This window comes from Olsenella kribbiana (assembly GCF_036408795.1).
Classification (GTDB): domain Bacteria; phylum Actinomycetota; class Coriobacteriia; order Coriobacteriales; family Atopobiaceae; genus Olsenella_L; species Olsenella_L kribbiana.
In genome coordinates this window covers 117,514-136,859 of the sequence record NZ_JAZGJP010000005.1, presented here as the reverse complement: position 1 = coordinate 136,859, position 19,346 = coordinate 117,514, and the positions used below count along the sequence as shown (strand labels likewise).

The window sequence follows — 19,346 nt, the reverse complement described above, 5'->3', positions numbered from 1 at the left end:
CAGCAATGGGAATGCATATCGTGCATACGCACGCAGAGGGCGTCGTGTCGGCAGATGTCGTGGCAGCGCTTCACGAGGCCAGCAGCAAGGGCGCAGCTGTCCTTGTCGTGCCCTCATTCGAGGCACAGATTGCAGCGCAGAAGCAGCTTGCAGTCCTTTCCGACCCAGTCCTTTTCGGCATCTCGGTCACGACGCTCTCCGCGTGGATCAAGGAGCGCTGGGATGTGTGGGGAGACGGCAGACATCTCGTCGAGAAGCCGGTCCGCACGATCGCAATCGAGCAGGTGCTCCTCGATGCTGGCCAGGCAGAGCCGCTTCCGGGCATGCTGCGCCTGCTCTCGTCTTTGGCAGAAGAGGCGCTGCCCTGGCTTCCGCTCATGCCGAACAGCAAGGTCGATGAATTCCGGGCAAAGCAGTATGGCCTTACGGCTGCCGAAGCCTCTGCAATAGGGCTTGTCGGCGCCTACGCAGACATGATCCATGCGCTTGGCTATATAGAGCCTGCAGAGGCTTCAGCCGAGATCGTCCCTGCGATGGAGCGTGCAGGGGCACAGGTGCCCACGCTCGTCGTGAGCGGCATCTCGAAGCTGGGACGCAGCCAGCGCGAGCTTCTGGCGGCAGCTGCACGTGTATCCGACGTCTGGTTCATTGGCACCGAGCGCAATGCGGAGGCAGACCGCGGGCTTAGGAGCCTCGAGGAAGAGCTTCTTGCCCTTGCGGGCGACAATCATGTCGCATGCGAGGAGCCGGAGTCCGAAGCACCGGAGTCCATGGCACGAGCCGAGGAGCTCTCGAAGCTCAGACGCGCCCTCTTCACGGAGGCAGAGACGATGCATGGCACCGGCGCTGTCTTTCTGGCCGAGCCGGAAGGGCCCCTGGCCGAGGCAGAGCATCTGGCTGCAACGATCTGCCGTCTTGCTGATGCAGGCGAGAAGAAGATTGTCGTTTCCACGCCCGATCCCGAGCGTGCCTGGCGTGAGCTTGCGCCGAAGCTGGCTTGCCGCCATATCGCCGTCTCGGCCAGGCTTGAGCGCCCTCTTGCGAAGACCGAGGCGGGACATGCCTTCATCTCCTATGCGGAGACGGTAGCAGAGCTCGCCGAGCTTGCAGAGACGTGGCCCGAGCCTGAGACGCTCGAGGATGGGACGGAGCGCATTCGCCTCGGCGACATGTCCTGGTGGCCGCCCCGAGGCCTCACGGATTTCCTGCTCTCCGATATCAGCCACATCACGACGGGGAAGGCACAGACGCTCGACGCAAAGTGGAGGTCTGACAGGCTCCTTGTACCGGAAGACGTGCTCACGACGCTCCAGAACGAGCGCGAGGTCGGCGCTTCCTGCGCCCGTGCCACTCAGGAGCTTCTGCGCGGCCGCATTGGCACGGCAGCACAGAGGCTGCTCACGCCCTATATCGCAGGTATCGAGACGCCTGACGATCTTTTCGTGGATGAAGACCGGGACATCAGCATACGCACGGAGAGGCTCTCCGACACGCTTTCCGACACTTTCGAGGCAGGCACGCTCGAAGGCATCCTCTCGCTTGCGGGGACCTTGAAGGAGCTTGGCATCTCGGCCGACCCGAAGGCAGAGCATCCGGTATCGCTCAGGCTCGTCGTGGCCCTGATGAAGCAGGCCATGGGGGAGAAGGCGCTTGTGACGAGGCCTGCCCGGAGCGAGAAGGACGCCCTTGCCCAGGTGCGCATCGCGTCTCAGTCCGAGGTGGCAGGCATGGAGCCCTGCTCGGCAGATGCCCTCATCTGCTGCGGACAGACATCGCAGGAAAGCAGCATCGGCACCGGCGATGATGTGCTCTCTGCTCTGGTCGAGCGCTGCGGCATCGAGCCGGCACCCGACCCCATGCAGGATGCACGTGCCCGGTTCGTCTCGGCCCTCTCGGTGCCCCGCCGTCTCCTTGTGATGGAGCGCGTCAGAAACGATGCAGACGCAAAGGAGAGCTACCCTTCGGTCATGCTGACAGAGCTGCTCTCTGTCTATGGATTTGACGACGGCAAGAAGGCCAAGGCGGGGAAGCTCTGGGAAGACCGTGCCCGTGAAGCAGGAGTCGGTGCCTCGTCTGCAGACGAGCAGCATATCGTGGAAGAGACCATGCCTGAAGGCAGGGCCCCCAGGCAGGCCGCCGCAGAAGAGATTGTGCCTGCAGGCACAATCAGCGAGGCATCGAAGCATGCCATCGTCGTGCCGCCTCCTGGCAGGATCGACCTGCTGGATGGCAAGCCGCTCCTTTCTGCCACCCAGATCGAGACCTATCTCGAGTGCCCGCTCAAGTGGTTCAGCCTGAGAAGGCTCAAGCTCGAGAACCAGGATGCCGGATTCAGCGGCATGGAGATCGGCACGTTCGTCCACGGCGTGCTCGAGAGCCTGCACAAAAAGATGCTCGACGATGCGCTGGAGCGCGCGGGCATGAGCGAAGAGGATCTCAAAGCTGTGTCTTGGACTCCTCTTCCAGATTCACGCGTCGATGTGGAGCGCAACCCCGAGCGCATGGACTTTGCCCTTGCGCTTGCGGACAAGATCTTCGACGAGAGGCTCGAAAGCCAGTATGTCAGGAAGCATGAGCGGCAGCCGCTCATACCGCATACCGAAGCGGACCTGGGGACGATTCGTCGGATCAGGCACGATATCGAGACCTTCATCGGGTATGAGGCAGGGCTCTTCGATGGCTTCGAGCCGCGCCACTTCGAGTGGGACTTCGGCAGCAGGGACAATGCAGTCGAGTATGCTGGCGCCTATATCACAGGCACGATCGACCGCGTGGATGTCGACGGACATGGCCTGGCCTGCGTGATCGACTACAAGCAGAAGTCTGCAACGGGCTTCGCAAAGGAGTATGCGGTCTTCCCGAACGGGGCGCCTGCGTCGGATGCAGGCTTCGTGCTGCCGAGGCGTGTGCAGTCGCTCATCTATGGGCAGGTCGTGCGGCGCCGGCATCCGGATCTCAAGGTGGTGGCTGCTGTCTATCTCTCGACACAGGACCCCCATGCGGTCTCTGGCGCGGTCTCGGCAAACCTCGCAGACCGGATCTTCTGGAAGCATGCTCCCGCGAAGCGCACGCTCGAGACGATGGCCGTGAGCGACCAGGAGAGCTTCGGCACGGATGGACGGGGCATAGATGCCGTGCTCGATGCGACAGAGGAGCTTGTCAGACAGAAGATTGCGGAGCTCATGGCAGGAAATATCGAGGCGGCTCCGTGCGACGCCGAAGCGTGCATGTATTGCCCGGTGCTTGGATGCGAAAAGAGGCTTGGATGACGGCGAAGGTCGATATCTCGAAACTGAATCCCGACCAGAGGCATATCGTCAAGAAGCTCGACGAGCCGCTCTTCGTCGAGGCTGGTGCCGGTTCCGGCAAGACGTTCACGCTGACGCAGCGCATTGCCTGGGCCCTGGCGCCAGGGTCGGGCAAGGACGGCAAGCCCTTCCTCGACGATCTCTCGCAGGCGCTCGTGATTACGTTCACGAATGTCGCTGCCCGCGAGATCAAGGAGCGTGTGCGTGCAAAGCTCAGGAGCTCCGGCATGAACGACCATGCGCTCGAGGTCGACTCTGCCTGGATATCTACGATTCACGGCATGTGCAAGAGGATCCTGACCCGCCATGCCCTGGATCTCGGCATCGACCCAGCGTTCCGCGTCGCTTCTGGCAATGAGACAGACCAATATCTGAACGAGGCCCTCGAGGAAGTCATGGGGGAGGAGCGGCAGTCGGGAGATCCTGCCATGAAGGAACTCCTCTCCGCCTACAGGCTGGGCTCGCGGAATGAATCGGGCAGCTATACCGGCATCATGGGCCTTGTCCTCTCGGCGAGGCAGGCTGCCATTGCGGCGCCGGGCGGCTTCAAGGACCTCTTCGTGCCTGAAGCGGCAGATTCCAATGAGGTGATGGAACGCTTCATTTCTGCTTACGGATCTCTCTTGAGCAGCGATGTGAAGCTCTCGGCAAAGAGCTCCGATAAGGTCAAAGCGACAATGGAGCTGCTTGATGAATACAAGAATCTGGCCCCAGGAGCAAGGACACCGGAGAAGACTCTCGAGATTCTGGGCCAGGTGCAGTGGCCTGGATCGTCCAAGAACTACAAGACCATACTCGACGACGCAAAGGATGCGAAGGAGCATGCCGAGGAGGAGCTCCTGCTTGCCCAGTCCCGCAGCACGACCGAGACCCTGATCGCTCTTGCGAAGAAGGTGGACGAGCGCTACTTCGAAAAGAAGAAGGCACATTCGCTGCTCGACAATGACGACCTCGTGACGCTTGCGCTTCGGGCGCTCGAAGAGAACGAGGAGGTGCGGCGCGACTATGCCAACCGCTTCCGCCTTGTGATGGTCGACGAGTTCCAGGATACAGATGAGAAGCAGCTTCGCTTGATCAGCCTGCTTTCGGGCGAAGGTGCCCGCCATCTTGCTACGGTCGGTGACGCACAGCAGTCCATCTACCGCTTTCGCGGTGCCGATGTCTCGGTCTTCCATGGGAGGGGAAAGGGACTTCCCGACGAGGAGAAGATCCGTCTTGCAATCAACTACCGCAGCCACAGAGACATCCTCTCGTTTGTGGATGCAGTCTGCGGAGGCAAGGGAGGCAGGAAGGGAGTCCTTGACCACTTCATGCATCTCGACCCGGCAGAAGAGCATACGGGCACCTACGATACACCTCAGATCCCCCGCATCGATATCGAGGTCTGCGAGGATACTTCGCGGCCTTCGAAGGCGCAGGCTGCCGTCGAGGCGGCCATGATCGCGAAGCGGTTCCGCGCGATGGCCGATGCCGGTGCGAATCCGGGCGACATGGTGCTGCTTCTGAGGGGAATGACGAACGCAGCGTACTACATCGATGCCATCCGCAGGGAAGGGCTCTCCTGCATCGTCTCTGGCGGCTCCGGCTTCACGAAGACGGCAGAGGCTGCCATCCTGCAGGCGCTCCTGCACTACCTTGCGAACAGCCGGGATACGGAAAGCGGCCTCTTCCCGCTCCTGTCGTCTGCGGTCTTCGGCATCCCAGCAGATGATTTCGTGCAGCTTGCTACGACGACGCAGAAGAAGGCAGATCTCCCGACGAAGCGCTCGATCGAGAACGGCTTCGTGACCATGCAGTTCAGAGGAGGCTACGAGCCGACGGCGCGTCTCGCGCGTGCCCACGAGATCCTCGCGCGTGCCCGCCAGATTGCGAAGCGCCACAATATCGCAGATGCCTGCACCTATGTCGTGCGGGAATCGGGCTGGCTCACACGGCTTTCCTCCCAGGGCGCCCAGGGCGAGGCAGTCTGTGCCAATGTGCTTGCCGGACTTCGCTATATCCGCGGGCTCGTCGAGGATCTGGGGCTTGGAAGCTCCCGTGCAGCCTGGGAATACGACCGGTGGCTCCAGGTTTCGAAGATTCCGCCCGCTTCCCTTTCCGGAGGCAAACAGGGTGCCGTGAGGATCATGACCGTGCATGCCTCGAAGGGAGCCGAGTTCAAGATTGTCGCCGTGGCAGAGTGCTGGGCAAACCCGATGGCGGAGTCCTTCTGCTCGGGCTCCGTCCCGGGCCGTGGCCGTGCTGTCATCGTCCCGCCCGAAGGCTTCTCCTATACGCCGCCCCAAGAGGTGCCAGAAAACCCCGAGACGCTCGGCGAGTGGTATGAGCACCTGAGGGATGAGAACACTTCCGCCGATGCTGCAGAGCTGACCCGCCTTCTCTACGTTGCGCTCACGCGTGCCGAGGAAGCTCTGATCCTGGGCATTGCACCCGTCAGGAGCGCAAGCAAGAGCACGCCGACCAAGGCCACAAGGCCCCAGAACGAGCTTGCTGCCAAGGTGATGGGAGCGCTCTTCGGCGATGTGATGCCCGAGCCGGGCGAGCACCGGATAGAGTATGGCGGAACGGAGCCTGCGCTCGTGCATGTGGCAAAGCTCGCAACCCAGGAAGTGGAAAGACAGAAGGTCAAGGTGCTCGATGCCGGAGGATTGCTAGGCGAGCTCGAAGGCGCTCTTCCGGATGACCCCCGCCTGCTTGTCGCTCCCGAAGAGGAGCCGCAGACCTCATTTGCGGTCTTCGAGGAGAGCAGGGATGTGCTGGTGGAAGAGACCCGCATGCAGACCTCGCGCGAGGGCATCTTCTCCTACTCGTCTGTCCATGAGAAGATGGCTGAGATGGTCGACATGCCGGACTTCGAGGGAGAGGCGCGGCCGAAGCGGGGAGGGCATGTGCTCCCGACCCGCGCCGAGCGCGATGCGATGCAGGAAGGGGCGCCTGTCGTCGCCGATGCGGACAAGGCGACAAACCTCGGCTCTGCCTTCCATCTCCTTGCCCAGAGCATGGCAGAGACGGGCTCTTTCCCGGATACAGAAAGGATTGCAGCGCAGGAGCAGGTCTGGCGTCTCAGTCCCAGGGCGGCTTCGAGGCTCGAAGAGGCGCTTTCACGCTGGAGCGGCTCTTCCGTGAGGCATGAGGCGCTCTCCCATGTCCATGTCCAGGCGGAGGTGCCGTTCTTTTCGAAGGCACATGAAGAGAAGCTTGGGCGCTATGCAGAAGGCGCCTTCGACCTTCTGGCCTGGAACGACAGAAGCGAAGCGTTCCTCGTCGACTACAAGACAGGTGATGTGGGGCTCACGTCCGAAGAGATCTTCCAGAGGCATTTCCTCCAGGCGGATCTCTATGCCCGTGTCCTCATGGATCAGGGCTTCGGGAAGGTATCCTGCCGCTTCGTCTGTGTGGAGCTCGAGGATGCAGGCCATCCTGGTGAGCCTTTCGTGGTCGCGTACGACTATGATGCAGAGCACACACCGGCCCTTTGGTAGTACAGACGTTCCAGAGCATTCTGCTATGCTGGAAGGAGGGCTTCCTGCCTTCCAGCAATTCCTATGAGGAGAGATAGATGGCGTTCGTACATCTTCATAACCACTCGGACTTCTCGCTTCTCGACGGCGCGGCGCGCATACCGGCCATGGTGAAGAGGGCCGTGGATCTCGATATGCCGGCTGTGGCGCTCACGGACCATGGCTACATGTTCGGCATCCCGAACCTCGACCTCGAGTGCCGCTCCTACAACGACGCCCAGGAGAACATGAAGCAGTGGCGCCATGATATGGAATGCTTCAAGAAGGGCTGGGAGCTTGACGAGCCCCAGAACTCCTCTCCCGATGTCGGCTACTTCGACGATGTCCACGCCCAGTGGGCCTCCGATGTCGCTGTCTGGGAAAGCTCGGACCATGAACTGAAGGCGGTCGAGGCGAACCGTCCGCGCCTCAAGATCAAGCCGATCTTCGGCTGCGAGGCCTACTTCATCACCGATGACTGCATCCCGCGCGGCACGAAGCAGCGCCGCTACCACCTGATCCTGCTCGCAAAGAACGAGACGGGCTATGTCAACCTCATCAAGTGCATGTCGAAGGCGGCAGGCCACGAGATGATGTACTACAAGCCGAGGACGACGCTCGGGATGCTCGAGGAGTACCACGAGGGCCTCATCTGCCAGAGCGCCTGCGTGCAGGGCATCATCCAGCAGAGGATCCTGGACGGCGAGTTCGAGGATGCAATGCATTGGGCCAAGGAATTCAAGCGCGTCTTCGGCGACGACTTCTATATGGAGATCCAGGATCATGGCCTGAAGTTCAGGAATGGCTGGGATGACCGCAAGCTCGACGAGCGTCTCGTGAAGATTGCCCACGAGCTCGGCATCAAGGTCGTCTGCACAAACGACTTCCACTACCTGACCCGCGAGGATGCAAAGACCCAGGACCTCCTGTCCTGCATCGGCAAGAACACGACCGTGAACGACACGACGCGCATGCGCATGGAGGGCACGGAGTTCTATATGAAGACCGAGGAGGAGATGCGCGAGCTCTTCTCCTGGTGTCCTGAAGCATGCGACACGACGCTCGAGATTGCCGACAAGTGCAACTTCGAGCTCGACTGGAGCTCGATGTACCTGCCGGAGTTCCCAGGCCTCAAGCCGGGAGAGACGGCAGAGGAGCGCTTCCGCGCCGAGTGCGAGAAGGGCCTTGCCCGCCGCTATGGACCGGACTGGAAGAACGTGACGATCAACGGCATCAACGTCGAGGACCGCTACGAGCATGAGGCCGGCATCATCATCGGCAAGGGCTTCGCAAACTACTTCCTGATCGTCCAGGACTATGTCCAGTGGGCAAAGGACAACGGCATCGGCGTAGGACCGGGCCGTGGCTCTGCTGCTGGCGCTATCGTCGCCTACGCAATGAACATCACGAACTTCGATCCGCTCGAGAACGGCCTCATGTTCGAGAGGTTCCTGTCCCCGCAGCGTACCGAGATGCCCGATATCGATATGGACTTCGACGATGAGCACCTCCAGGACGTCCTGCAGCATGTGCGTGACGTCTACGGCGAGGACCGCGTCTGCAAGGTCATCACCTATTCGCAGATCAAGGCGAAGCAGGCCATCAACGATGCGAACCGCGTTCTGGGCTTCCCGGTCTACATGGGCCAGAAGCTCTCGAAGATGCTTTCGAACGACCCGAAGCTCACGCTCAAGAATGCCCTCCACAAGAACGATGCGAAGCCTGACCAGTACTCTCCCGACTTCGAGGAGGTCTACAACAAGGACCCGGATGCAAAGGCCATCATCGATGCTGCCATGTCGCTCGAGGGCTACATGCGCGGCGAGGGCGTCCATGCCTGCGCTACGCTGATCGCACCGACCCCCGTCACGGACCACGTCCCGACGAAGCTCGATACGAAGGGCAACGTCACGATCACGCAGTACGAGGGCCACTCGGTCGCAGACATGGGCCTTCTCAAGATGGACTTCCTGGGACTTCGTACCCTCACGGTCATCAACAAGGCGCTCGCGAACATCCGCGCGAGCTATCCCACAAAGGAAGATATCGAGAAGATGCCCGAGACCGTCAGGAAGACGATCAAGCCGGGGGCAGAGTGCGTCGATATCGATGTGGACAAGATCGACTTCTCCGATCCTGCCATCTACAAGCTCATGGGCGACGGCCGCACAGCTGGCGTCTTCCAGGTCGAGTCTGCCGGCATGACAGCAACGATCAAGAACATGCAGCCGCGCGAGTACAAGCAGATCGTCGCTCTCATCGCCCTCTACCGCCCGGGCCCGCTCGGCGCCGGCATGGTCACAAGCTACATCAACCGCATGAACGGCAAGGAGCCGGTCGTCTTCTACGATGACCGCCTCTCCGACATCCTGGACGAGACCTACGGCACGATGGTCTACCAGGAGCAGGTCATGCAGATCTCGATGAAGATGTGCGGCTTCACGCCAGGCGAGTCCGACTCCCGTATCCGCAAGCCTGTGGCCAAGAAGAAGATCAAGATGCTCACGAGCCAGATCTTCCACTGGGAAGGCAATGGCGCGGATGAGACGATCTACGACCACTGGATGAACGGCGCTGTCGCGAATGGCTACAAGAAGGAGACGGCCCAGCGCATCTGGGACGATGTCCTCGAGTTCGCTTCCTACGCCTTCAACAAGAGCCACTCTGCCGGCTATGCCATCCTCGTCATGCAGACTGCCTGGCTCAAGGCCCATTTCCCGCGCGAGTACATGGCATCGGTCCTCACGTCCTACATGGGCAAGACGGACAAGATCGTCCACTACGTGAACTCCTGCAGGCATGAGGGCATCAAGATCCTGCCGCCTGACATCAACGAGTCCGGCCGCGACTTCACGGCCACGCATGAGGGCATCCGCTTCGGCTTTGCCGGCATCCGCGGCGTCGGCGAGTCGGTCGGCGAGGCCATCATGGCAGAGCGCGAGAAGGGCGGCCCCTTCAAGACGCTCCATGACTTCGTGGACCGTGTCGACTCCTCGCAGGCAAACCGCCGCGTCGTCGAGGCGCTGATCAAGAGCGGTGCCTTCGACTCGACGGGCTACACGAGGCGCCAGCTCATGCACTTCGTGGACAAGAACAATCCCTTGAACATCATCGACTCTGCCGCAAAGCGCCAGAGGGACCGCGCCGCTGGCCAGTCCTCGTTCTTCGACATGTTCTCGGAGGTTGAGGGCTCTGGCTTCGAGGATGAGGTGCCGGCGCCTGATGGCATCGAGTGGGACCGCCGCACGAAGCTTGCCCAGGAATACGAAGTCCTCGGCATCTATGTCTCCGACCATCCGCTGCGCCCGTACGAGTACGCGCTCTCGAAGGCACGCGACTACAAGATTTCCGACCTCGAAGTCTCCGAAGAGGTCACGAACAGCTATACCGGCGCCACCTCGACGCGCTACCTCGTCGAGGAAGGCAAGTCAATCCGCCTTGCCGGCATGGTGACAGCCGCGCAGAAGAAGACGACGAAGACCGGCAAGTCCATGGCGATCGTGACGCTTGCCGACATGGAGGCAGAGACCACCATCGTCATCTTCCCGAAGCTCTTCGAGGAGTGTGCAGAGGCCCTGCGAGGAGAGGTCGACGAGGAGACAGGCGAGACCGTCGGCGATGTCTTCATCCAGGTGCGCGGCAAGCTCGAGCGCTCCGATAGAGGCGACCAGGTCATTGCCCAGAGCGTAGAGCCGCTCATCCTGAACGATGCGACGAACCGTCCGAAGGTGCTCGAGGTGAACCTGCCGAACTCGATGCTCTCGCGCGGCCACATGGAGACGCTCGACTCGATGCTTGTCCGCTATCCCGGCCTCGACCATGTGGAGCTCAGGGTGGAGGCAGCGACAGGCGACATGCTCTGCTTCGAGCTTCCCTGCAAGGTCGATGCACACAACATGGTGCTTCTCGCGGAAGTCTCAGATTTTCTTGGACATGACGGAAAAGTGATAGTAGCTTAGTAGCAAATAGGATATACTCCTGTTTAAACGCCCGGAAGGGCGGGAACAAAGAGACTAAGTCACGTCCCACAAGAGAGGGGATACATCATGAGTGAAGTCACGTTCTATCGCTGCAACAAGTGCGGCAACCTGGTCGCTGTCGTCAATGAGGGTGCCTGCACACCCCAGTGCTGCGGCCAGCCGATGGAGAAGCTCGTTGCTGGCTCCACCGATGCTGCCACCGAGAAGCATGTTCCGGTCGCAGTACGTGAGGGCGCAGATGTGAAGGTCACCGTCGGCTCTGTCGAGCACCCGATGCTCGAGGAGCACTCGATCCAGTGGATCGCTCTTGCCCAGGGCGACCGTGTCGAGATCCATCACCTGCATCCGGGCGAGAAGCCGCAGACGGTCTTCGCTTCCGTGGCAGAGGGCCCGGCGACGGTCTACGAGTACTGCAACCTCCACGGCCTTTGGAAGTGCGAGCTCTAAGCGCTACTATTCTGGCAAGACCTTTGTTTCGAGCAGTATGGGCTCGGGCGCAAGGCGCCCGGGCCTTTTTTCTTTGGATGGTGTACATGAAGATTGCCATAGCCCAGATGTCTTCGGTGGCGGGCGATTTCGAGGTGACGGCCAAGCGCATGGCCGAAAGCGCGGAGAAGGCAGCCGATACAGGTGCCCGCCTCGTCGTCTTTCCGTATGCCGTGCTGACAGGCCCCTCTCCTGTCGAGGAGAGCGATATCGAGGCCTATGTGGGAGATGCGGCAGAGACGCTGCGCCGTCTGGCCGACGATATTCCCTGTGCTGCAATCGTGCCGGTCGTGGCAGGAACCGGCACTGGTCTTGCCGCCGAAGCCTTCCTGATAGACGATGGGGAGCTTGTGCCTCTGCGCATGGGTGCCATGGCGGCATCGATGGGCGCGCTTGCCAGCTCGGGGCAGCTTCCCCAGGCAGGCAGCATGCCGGCACCGGATCTTCCCGAGTTCGAGCTCGACGGCACGCATATCGGCGTCGCCTTCACCTACGACGATCTCGACGACTACCGCGACTACGACTTCTCGCTCGATGTCCTGCTCTACCTTCCGCAGGATGGCTATGTTGCCAGAGATCTCGACTCGGCGCTTTCGCTCTCTCTTGCGGAGAACCGCTTTGCAAAGGATGCAGAAGAGATCGGCTGCTGGCTTGCCTGCGCCGACTCCGTCGGCGGCTATGGGCCTCAGCTCTTTGCCGGCGGAAGCTTCGTGCTCGATGCTGAGGGGCGTCTCCAGGCGAAGGCACCGCTTCTCGAGGAGAGCCTTCTTGTCTTCGATACGGAAGACAAGGCTGAAGGGACGCCTGTGGCAGAGCTTCCTCATCCGGGCGTCCGGGAGAAGAGCCATGTGCTCTGGGAGCTTCTCGTACGTGGACTTGCCGATCTTGTCCATGCAGAAGGGGAGGACAAGGTCGCGCTGGCGCTCGATGGAAGACTTGCCTCGGGGCTTCTCGCTACGCTTGCCTGCGATGCTTTGGGCCCCCGCAAGGTCGAGGCCCTCGTCGTGGACGGAAGCCCAGCTGCCGCAGAGCTTGCAGACCGGCTCCACATCGAGACAAGGATGCCTGATTTCCGCCTGCCCGTGCCGCAGCCGGGTGCCTGGGCCACGGAGTCGCCTCTGCTCCTCAGGGGTGTCGAGGCAGCCTTCCTGGCGGAGCTTGCCCGCCAGGAGCATGCGCTTGTGCTCGTGCCAGACGACAAGACAGGCCTGGCGCTCGGAGAGGAGCGTATGGGCGTCTCCGGCAAGGCCTGGGCACCCTTCGGCGACATCTGGAGATCCCAGCTCCTCGATCTGGCCGAGGACAGGATGCGTGTCTCTCCGGTATTTCCGGACGAGATGCTCAGCGCATACGCTGTGCCTGACATCTTCGGCATCTCCCAGAGCGCTGCGACCGACAAGGGCAGGCTCGAGGCGCTTGACCGCATGCTTGCCGCACGCATCGAGGATATGCATGATATAGCAGCACTTCTCGATGAGGGCTATCCTGCTGTTTTCGTGAAGGCGGCGCTCCATCGCCTCCATGATGCTGCGCTCACGCGCCAGATGCTTCCGCCCTGCTTCGAGGTCTCGAACTGCACGCTTTCCGAGCTTGAGACCCCCGTCGGCGTTGCCTGGGTGGACCATGAGCGCGAAGGGGGAGGAGCCGAGAACCTCGAGGATATCGTGCACGAGCTCGAGCGCATGCTCCGGGGCCAGAAGGCAGGGTCTGTCCCGCCTCAGGACTCAGATGCCCTCGCCGATGCTTTCGAGCTCATCCGCGAGCTCTCGAACACGCCGGGTCCGAAGGAGGTGCCGGGCATGCCGGAAGGCACGGAGCAGGATGGCTTCACGATCCGCCCCGGCTTCCCGTCGTGGGGACAGCCGTTCTCGGAGAACTGATATCTTCTGTGCGCTCCTGTGCCGCGTGCTGCAACATGCCGGTCTGTGCTACCATGGTATGAGTCAGAACGGTTGTTCGGGGGTTACCATGGTCATCATCGGCATCGATCCCGGCCTTGCGCATACGGGCTGGGGCATCATTGAGACAAGGGGCACGGTCTGCCGTGCCCGTGCCTATGGCTGCATCAAGACGGGGGCAGATGAGCCGCTCCACGAGAGGCTGGGCCGCATCTACCAGGATGTGAACGACGCAATCATCCAGTTCGAGCCCACCGAGCTTGCTATCGAGAAGATCTTCTTCGCAGAGAACAGCCGCTCGGCCATAGCGACAGCGCATGCAAGAGGAGCGGCACTTGTCGCTGCGGCAGAGAAGGGGCTCAAGGTCGGCGAGTACACGCCGATGCAGATCAAGCAGGCTGTCGTCGGCACCGGTGCCGCCGACAAGCATCAGGTGATATTCATGGTGAGACAGGTGCTTGCGCTCGATCATGACCCGCACCCCGACCACTGCGCCGATGCGCTTGCTGCTGCCATCTGCCACTGGAATCTGAGGCGCACGCAGGACATTTCCCGCTATGCGAACGGCAACCAGAGGACGGCAGCGCTCGTGCGCGAGGCGGAGATTGCCCAGAAGGAGCAGAGGCGCCGGGAGAAGCATGAGGAGACGGCGGCAGCAACGGCTGCCCGCCTCGAGAAGATGGCACGGGAAAGGGCTTCAAGATGATCGTGCAGCTGACAGGAACGCTCGTGGAGGTGCTGCCGACGACAGCTGTGCTCGATGTCGGCGGAGTCGGCTATGAGCTCGGCATATCGGCAAACACGGCAGCGTCGCTTCCCCAGGCAGGGGAGGCGGGCGTGACGCTTCTGACCCGCATGATTGTCTCCCAGGATGCAGTTCGGCTCTATGGATTCGCGACGAAGGAGGAGCGCGCGCTCTTCGACCGGCTGGTCCAGGTCGCAGGCGTGGGGCCTCGCCTTGCGCTCTCCGTTCTCTCGACATTCACGCCGGCAGAGCTCTATGCCGTGGTCGCAGCAGACGATGCAGCGGGCATGTCGCGCGTGCCGGGTGTCGGCAAGAAGACGGCGCACCGCCTCATCCTGGAGCTCCAGGGCGTCTTTGCGAAGGATCCTGTCCTCATGGGCCTTGCCGGCAAGGCTGCCACCGAGGTTCCCGCTGGCAAGAGTGCGCCTCTGCCGCTTGTGGAGTCTCCTTCCGAAGAGGTTACGCAGGCGCTTCTCTCCATGGGATTCACCCCGAAGGAGGCAGAGCTTGCGCTCAAGGGCGCAGACGAGGCGGGAGCTGTGTCCGTCGAGGCAGCGCTCAGCTATGCGCTGAAGCGTCTGGGAGGTGGCATCTAGGATGTGGCAGGCCAAGCAGGACGATCTCTTCGAGGACATGGCGCGGCCAGGACATGCCCGCCAGGTCTCGGGAGAGCTCACGGAAGACGATATCGAGGTCGACCGCACGCTCAGGCCCCGCACGCTCGATGACTATATCGGCCAGGAGCGTGTGCGCGACAATCTCCGTGTCCTCATCGAGGCGGCGAAGCGCCGTGGCGAGCCGCTCGACCACGTGATCTTCTCGGGCCCTCCGGGCCTCGGCAAGACGACGCTCGCGAATGTCCTGGCAAACGAGATGGGTGCCAAGATGCATACGACGAGCGGCCCTGCGATCGAGCGCACAGGCGACCTTGCTGCAATACTTACGAACCTCGAGCCAGGCGATGTGCTCTTCGTCGACGAGATCCACCGCCTCAACCATCAGGTGGAGGAGGTCCTCTATCCTGCAATGGAGGACTTCTTCCTCGATATCGTGATCGGCAAGGGCCCTGCCGCCCGTTCGATCCGTCTCGATATCCCGAAGTTCACGCTTGTCGGCGCAACGACGAGGACCGGCCTTCTGACAGGGCCTCTCCGCGACCGCTTCGGCATCTCCTACCGTCTCGACTACTACACGATTCCTGAGCTCACGAAGATCGTTGTACGCTCTGCCGGCATCCTGGGTGTCGGGATCGACGAGGAGGGCGCGCAGGAGATTGCGTCGAGGAGCCGTGGCACGCCGCGCCTTGCGAACAGGCTCCTGAAGCGCGTGCGCGACTATGCTCAGGTGAAGAGCGATGGCACGATTACGGAAAAGGTTGCCCGCGAGGCGCTCTCGTTCTTCGAGATCGACGAGCTCGGCCTCGACTGGATGGACGTGAAGATCCTGACAGCGCTCTGCAGCACGTTCCGCGGACGTCCGGTCGGCCTCACGACGATCGCGAGTGCCGTCAGCGAAGATCCTTCGACGATCGAGGACGTCTACGAGCCGTATTTGCTACAGTGTGGTCTGGTGATCCGGACCCCGCAGGGAAGGAAAGCGACCCGTGCGGCCTTCGAGCACCTCGGACTCATTCCGCCTACCGACGCATAGGAGCGACTCATGCTGCAACGCGACTATATCATGATGCTCATCACCCAGTTCGTCGACGCCGTCACGGACCCGCTGCTCCACGCAGCAGCGCACCAGGACCTGAAATCGATCCACGAGGCAGAGCATGCGGTGGGTGACCTCCTGCAGCTCGATCCCGAGACGGCGCTCATGCTGACGCCTGAATCGCTCGTCACGATGATGGATCTCTCCGGCATCGGCGATACGGTTGCAGGATATGCTGCCTACGTGCTGGACAAGCTCGCCTCGCTCTATGAGAGGCGCGGAGATGACAAGACGTCCGAGTTGAGGCTTGCCCAGGCGCGTGCCGTTGCTGTGGCATTCGGCTGGGACCTCTCGAACATACCGGACGAGCTTGCCGACCTCGACAAGCAGCTTGCATAGATGCGGATATTCCCTGCCGTTCATGGGGTGCATTCAGGCGCTAGCCGCACCTGTTCAGCCATTGGCAGACTTTGTTCCTGGAATTGCTGCCACTTCTCTCGCAGAAGCCCTAGAGTGATGGCGCGGGCGCGCGGTGGAAGGAGCGGACATGGCATGCTATGCACTCTCTGACATACATGGCAGACTGAAGACGCTCGACCGCCTCCTCGAGAAGGTCTCGCCTGCCGAAAACGACGAGATCTACATCCTGGGCGACATGGTCGACAGAGGACCTGACTCTGTCGAGGTCATGAAGCTCTGCCGGAACCTGCCGAATGCGACGGTCCTTCTTGGCAACCATGAGCAGCTCATGCTCGACTTCTTCCACAATCCGCAGGATCAGGAGGCGCTTCTGAACTGGGCCATCAATGGCGGCGTCCCAACTGCCCGGGGGCTCATGAAGATGAAGGCGGACGCACGCCACGATTTGCTCGACTGGGCGGCAGGCCTGGCGCGCTGGATCGTGAAGACCGTTGCCGGAAGGACGTACGTGCTCGTGCATGCCGGCCTGCGGACAGAGAAGCTCGCTGCCGATGCAGCGGACCATATCTCCGCAGCGCTTGCGGCGCAGGATGCGGATGACCTTGTCTGGATCCGCGAAGGGTATCTCGACCGGCCGACCGGCCTTCTCGATGCAAAGGGCGAAGGCCCCGTCATCGTCGGCGGACATACGCCGACAGCGCTTGCAGAAACGCTTGCCGATGTGACAGACAGAAGTGCCCTGAACGACGATGGCAGATGCCAGATGCTCTCGCTTGGCGCGACGGAGGCGACAGGCGGCGTTGCCGACCGTCTTGTTATCGACTGCGGGGCGGGGTCGGTGCCTGACCATGGCAGGCTCTGCATGCTGAGGCTCGATGACCGGAAAGAGTTCTACGAGGACGTGCTTGATGGAGACTGAGACGATCGTCCATCCTCTGGAACCGATTCTGCCGGCAGACGCCCGCGTCCTCATCCTGGGGAGCCTTCCGAGCCCCAAGTCCCGCGAAACCGGCATGTACTATGCAAATCCGCAGAACCGCTTCTGGCCTGTCATGGCAGGGCTCTGGGAAGAGGACGAGCCGCTCACAAATGAGGAGCGCATTGCCTTCTGTGCTGTGCACCATATCGCCCTCTGGGACGTGATCCATCGCTGCCGCATACGGGGTGCCTCTGATGCAAGCATCACCGACGTCGTGCCGAACGATATAGCGAAGCTTCTTTCAGGCACCTCGATCGGGTGCGTCTTCACGACGGGCACGAGAGCGCATGCGCTCTACCGGCGCTATGTGGAGAAGGCAGCAGGCATCTCTGCCCATGCCCTGCCTTCGACGAGCCCTGCAAATGCCCGGATGCGCCTCCCCGATCTGCTTTTGGCTTACCGTCCTGTCCGCGAAGCTGCAGATGGCGGAAAAGCCCGCTAAGATGGAGCAATAGTAAGATTTGCGCCATATCGCGGCACGAGGGGTCAGCTCCATGGGTCTCAAAGACATGCTCACATCAGAGGATACGCGCCGGCTCCTCATCGAGGCGCCGGCAGCGCGCTTCCTCCATGGAGCGCTCCGCACGGAAGAGGAGGCAGCGGGCCTCACCCGTCCCTGGCGCATGAGCGAGGCGGGCATGCGCGCGCTCGGCAGCTGCGTGGCATGGCATCCAGGGCTCTACAAGCAGATGGGAAAGACCTCTGCAGGCATGGTGCTGCGTCTCCGCACGAACTCGCTCGAGATTGCGCTCGAGCTTGTGTGGGATGAGGAGCCTTCCGGCACCCGGGCGGTGCTCAAGGATGTGGACGGAAAAGACCCTGCTGCCTGGAAAGCACATGACGGGGTGTCCTGCACCTGCGATGGACGGAAGCTTGCATTCCATGAGGCAGGAGAGGGCAGAGAGGTCGTCAGCTGGTATCTCGATGAGGATACGCTCCATCCTTCCTGGCACCTGCAGCGCCTTCCGGGTTTCGGGCCAGAGCATGAGGTGGAGATATGGCTGCCCTGCCTTCGCGGCGTGCGCCTGGGCAGGATCTGGGGCGACGGCACGACGCTCGAGCCCATTGAGGCACGCCCCTTGTGCCTTGTGATTGGCGACTCGATAGCCCAGGGCTTCGTCACGGAAGATCCGCGGCATGCCTGGGTGGCCCAGTGGGCAGATTCTCAGAACCTCGACCTTCTGAACCTGTCCGTCGGCGGCCAGGTCTTCGAGCCGCAGTTCTTCGAGACGCTGCCCGAGGGCCTCGACGTCGCTCAGGTCATTGTCGAGCTCGGTGCAAACTACCGCTATGAGGCGTACCCGGAAAGCAGGCTCCGCTTCGATGTGCGCACGAGCCTTTCAGCGCTCGCAGCGCGCTATCCGGATGCCGAGACGTATGTCCTGACGCCGTTCCCCTATAGGGAGGAGCGCTACCAGACGCATCCGAGAAGCTGCATGGCAAAGGTTGCCCCCGTGCTCGAAGAGGAGTGTGCCCGCCACCCATACATGAAGCTTGTGGATGGCTCGCATCTCTCCGATAGGGCTCCTCGGGCCTTCGCCGACGGATGCGACCATCCAGGAGAGAAGAGCCAATCTACGATCTGTCGGCGCTTCGCGTATCTGACGCATCCTGACACGCGTTCTGAGGAAGAGCTTGCCGCGGCAGCAGGGAAGATCCTTGCCCATGCGCCGCGCCGTGCCTTCCCCCTCATGGAGCAGGCAAAAAGGGGCAGCCTTGCCTTTCTCCATGTCTCGGAAGGTTCGATCCTTGCGCGGAATGCCCAGGGGACCGAGATCCTCTTTGCGCCTGATGCAGAAGAGGGGAAAGATGCGCTTGCACTCCAGAGCCATGCAGACCGCCTCCTGCTCCTCGAGCCAGAACTTGCATCCTTTGCAGCAGAAGAGCTCGGACTCACGAAGAAGATGCCGCTCCACCTCGCGGTCTACAAGGGAAGGCGCCGCTGCAAGGTGGCCAAGCGCTACCATATCGAGACGCTCAGCAAGGATGCTGCAGATGAGGTATCAGCCTTCCTCCATGGGAAGAGCGAACGTGCCGATGCGGAGATTCTCGAAAGCCTTTCAGGCGGCACGCTTCTCGGCGGCTTCGATGGAGACGAGCTGGTCGGCGTCGTGGGGCTTCGTGCGGATGGCTCGATCGGCCCTCTCGAAGTGAAGCCGGAATGGCGCAGACGCGGCTGGGCGTCTGCCCTCGAAGGCAGGCTTGTGAACCGTCTTCTTGCGGAAGGCAGGGTGCCCTGGGCACTCATAGCGCCCGAAAGCAAGCCGTCGCTCCGTCTCCATTCAGAGCTCGGCTTCGAGGTGAGCCCTGCAGATGAGCAGTACCTTCTTCTGAGAGGGAACGTCTGATCGCTGGCTGATCTATACTGATTCCTGAC

General features: G+C 61.7%; 12 protein-coding genes. All 12 read left to right on the top strand.

Annotated features, from left to right (window positions below; genetic code table 11):
* The first annotated feature begins 5 nt into the window (after window positions 1-5).
* Window positions 6-3,269 (top strand): PD-(D/E)XK nuclease family protein, encoded by a 3,264-nt coding sequence (locus VXJ24_RS05110; protein WP_330971840.1) that lies wholly within the window; start codon window positions 6-8, stop codon window positions 3,267-3,269.
* Window positions 3,266-6,790 (top strand): UvrD-helicase domain-containing protein, encoded by a 3,525-nt coding sequence (locus VXJ24_RS05105; protein WP_330971839.1) that lies wholly within the window; start codon window positions 3,266-3,268, stop codon window positions 6,788-6,790. Before VXJ24_RS05110 ends, VXJ24_RS05105 begins: the two co-directional genes overlap by 4 nt.
* 77 nt (window positions 6,791-6,867) lie before the next feature.
* Entirely contained in the window at window positions 6,868-10,767 is a 3,900-nt protein-coding gene (gene dnaE, locus VXJ24_RS05100; RefSeq protein WP_330971838.1) for a DNA polymerase III subunit alpha, read from the top strand.
* Window positions 10,768-10,854: 87 nt separating this feature from the next.
* The gene (locus VXJ24_RS05095) at window positions 10,855-11,235 is read left to right on the top strand and encodes a desulfoferrodoxin family protein (protein ID WP_330971837.1); all 381 of its coding nucleotides are present in this window, start codon (window positions 10,855-10,857) and stop codon (window positions 11,233-11,235) included.
* An 86-nt stretch (window positions 11,236-11,321) separates the two neighbouring features.
* Window positions 11,322-13,154: a nitrilase-related carbon-nitrogen hydrolase gene (locus VXJ24_RS05090; RefSeq protein WP_330971836.1), complete on the top strand. Its 1,833-nt coding sequence runs from the start codon at window positions 11,322-11,324 to the stop codon at window positions 13,152-13,154.
* Between the two features lie 88 nt (window positions 13,155-13,242).
* A complete protein-coding gene (gene ruvC / locus VXJ24_RS05085) occupies window positions 13,243-13,878 on the top strand; it encodes a crossover junction endodeoxyribonuclease RuvC (RefSeq protein ID WP_330971835.1) in 636 nt (211 codons plus the stop codon).
* The gene (ruvA, locus tag VXJ24_RS05080) at window positions 13,875-14,513 is read left to right on the top strand and encodes a Holliday junction branch migration protein RuvA (RefSeq protein WP_330971834.1); all 639 of its coding nucleotides are present in this window, start codon (window positions 13,875-13,877) and stop codon (window positions 14,511-14,513) included. Before ruvC ends, ruvA begins: the two co-directional genes overlap by 4 nt.
* A gap of 1 nt (window position 14,514) precedes the next feature.
* Window positions 14,515-15,567 carry a Holliday junction branch migration DNA helicase RuvB gene (gene ruvB, locus VXJ24_RS05075; protein WP_330971833.1) on the top strand — a complete coding sequence of 351 codons (1,053 nt, stop codon included), beginning with the start codon at window positions 14,515-14,517 and terminating at the stop codon, window positions 15,565-15,567.
* Between the two features lie 9 nt (window positions 15,568-15,576).
* On the top strand, window positions 15,577-15,969 hold the full coding sequence (locus tag VXJ24_RS05070; RefSeq protein ID WP_330971832.1) for a hypothetical protein: 393 nt from the start codon (window positions 15,577-15,579) through the stop codon (window positions 15,967-15,969).
* 148 nt (window positions 15,970-16,117) lie between these two features.
* On the top strand, window positions 16,118-16,909 hold the full coding sequence (locus VXJ24_RS05065) for a metallophosphoesterase (RefSeq protein WP_330971831.1): 792 nt from the start codon (window positions 16,118-16,120) through the stop codon (window positions 16,907-16,909).
* Window positions 16,899-17,411 (top strand): DNA-deoxyinosine glycosylase, encoded by a 513-nt coding sequence (locus VXJ24_RS05060; RefSeq protein ID WP_330971878.1) that lies wholly within the window; start codon window positions 16,899-16,901, stop codon window positions 17,409-17,411. The genes VXJ24_RS05065 and VXJ24_RS05060 overlap by 11 nt, the downstream gene beginning before the upstream one ends.
* Before the next feature lie 52 nt (window positions 17,412-17,463).
* Window positions 17,464-19,317, top strand: a complete 1,854-nt coding sequence (locus VXJ24_RS05055) for a GNAT family N-acetyltransferase (RefSeq protein ID WP_330971830.1) — start codon at window positions 17,464-17,466, stop codon at window positions 19,315-19,317.
* Window positions 19,318-19,346: the final 29 nt, after the last annotated feature.